This window comes from Mesorhizobium ventifaucium, from assembly GCF_935822925.1.
GTDB lineage: Bacteria > Pseudomonadota > Alphaproteobacteria > Rhizobiales > Rhizobiaceae > Mesorhizobium > Mesorhizobium ventifaucium.
Window position 1 is genome coordinate 28877 of the sequence record NZ_CAKXZS010000010.1, and the last position, 1936, is coordinate 30812.

General features: G+C 64.6%; 2 protein-coding genes. Both read left to right on the forward strand.

Features of this window, described 5'->3' with window-relative positions; genetic code table 11:
• The coding region (locus NMG70_RS07805; RefSeq protein ID WP_436798358.1) for a TCP-1/cpn60 chaperonin family protein at window positions 1-731 on the forward strand (731 nt) is incomplete at its 5' end.
• A 122-nt stretch (window positions 732-853) separates the two neighbouring features.
• Window positions 854-1630 (forward strand): sulfite exporter TauE/SafE family protein, encoded by a 777-nt coding sequence (locus tag NMG70_RS07810; RefSeq protein ID WP_065010507.1) that lies wholly within the window; start codon window positions 854-856, stop codon window positions 1628-1630.
• The last annotated feature ends 306 nt before the right edge of the window (window positions 1631-1936 follow it).

Sequence of the window (1936 nt, forward strand, 5' to 3'; positions counted from 1 at the left end):
GACGCACCAAGAAGGTGTCGATCTCCAAGGAGAACACCACCATCGTCGACGGCGCCGGCAAGAAGGCCGAGATCCAGGGCCGCGTCGCCCAGATCAAGCAGCAGATCGAGGAGACCACCTCGGACTACGACAAGGAGAAGCTGCAGGAACGTCTCGCAAAGCTGGCGGGCGGCGTTGCCGTCATCCGCGTCGGCGGTGCGACCGAGATCGAAGTCAAGGAAAAGAAGGACCGCGTCGATGACGCCCTCAACGCGACCCGTGCGGCCGTCGAAGAAGGCATCGTTCCCGGCGGCGGCGTCGCACTGCTGCGCGCTTCGCTGAGCATCAAGGCTGTCGGCGCCAACTCCGACCAGACCGCTGGCATCGCCATCGTGCGTCGCGCGCTGCAGGCTCCGGCCCGTCAGATCGCGGCCAACGCCGGTGCGGAAGCATCGATCGTTGCCGGCAAGATCCTCGAGAACACGGGCCCGACCTTCGGCTTCAACGCCCAGACCGGCGAATATGGCGACATGATCGCCATGGGTATCGTCGATCCGGTCAAGGTCGTGCGCACGGCTCTCCAGGACGCGGCCTCGGTCGCCGGGCTGCTGGTCACCACCGAAGCCATGATCGCGGAGGCTCCGAAGAAGGAGTCGGCCGGCGGCGGCATGCCAGGCGGCATGGGCGGCGGCGGCATGGGCGGCATGGGCGGCATGGGCGGTATGGGCGGTATGGGCGGTATGGATTTCTAAGGTCCACGCACCTCAACAATCTCGATGGGCGGCAGCGATGCCGCCCTTTTCTCTGACGCGGAGCCAAGCCGGATGCCACATCCACAAGGCAACATACGGCGGCACGTTCACGGCGGACACCAATGACTGACTTCATTCTGTTCGCCATTGTCGGCTTCCTCGCCCAGGCGGTTGACGGCGCGTTAGGCATGGCCTATGGCGCGATCTCCTCCACCGTGCTGCTCTCCTTCGGTGTTCCGCCGGCGCAGGCTTCCGCCGCGGTACACGCGGCGGAAGTGTTCACCACGGCCGCTTCCGGCACGGCGCACCACTACCACCGCAATATCGACTGGAAGCTGTTCTGGCGGCTTGCTCCTTTCGGCATTCTCGGCGGCTGCCTCGGCGCCTTCGTGCTGACCTCGTTCGACGGCGACATGGTGAAGCCCTACGTCACGACCTATCTCGCTGTGATCGGGCTCTGGCTGTTCCTCCGGTCGTTCCGCAAGATCCCCAGCAATCCGGTTCCTACCCGTCTTGTGGCGCCGCTGGGCACTGTCGGCGGCTTCCTCGACGCTGCAGGTGGCGGCGGATGGGGCCCGATGGTCGTGACCGGATTGCTCGGCGCCGGCGCGCCGCCCCGCTACGTGATCGGCACTGTCAATGCGGCCGAGTTCCTGATCACGCTAGCGGTGTCCGTCACCTTCATCGTCGCGCTCGTCAGTGGGCACTGGCAGGAAGCGGGGGCGCTGTCGACACATGCAAGCTCGGTGCTGGGGCTGATCGTGGGCGGCATAGTCGCCGCTCCGCTTGCCGGATGGGTGCTCAAGGCGATTGCCGAGCGGACGCTTTTGCGGCTCGTCGGCTGCCTGATCATGCTGCTCGCTTTGTTCCAGACCGCCCAACAACTGGGATTCGTCTGACCTGAGCTAGCGGACTACCCTTCTAAGCTTCGCTTTGCTTCCGGACATCATGATCGGCGTAACCGAAGTGAATCGCGGACTGGAGGCGACTTGCCACCCTGGAAAACCTAACCTGCGCCACGAACAGCGTATGGCACGCCAGTGATCAACGCGTTTCCCATTCCCGCCTCGCCCCAGCCCATCGGTCCTTTGACGCTCTGCTCGATGCAGTGACTGATGACGGCGGCGATCAACATTGCTTCGCGTGCTCTTTCAGTGCCACCTCAAGCGCTTGGCTGAGAGGCACCGCCTCGGAGAATAGGAAGC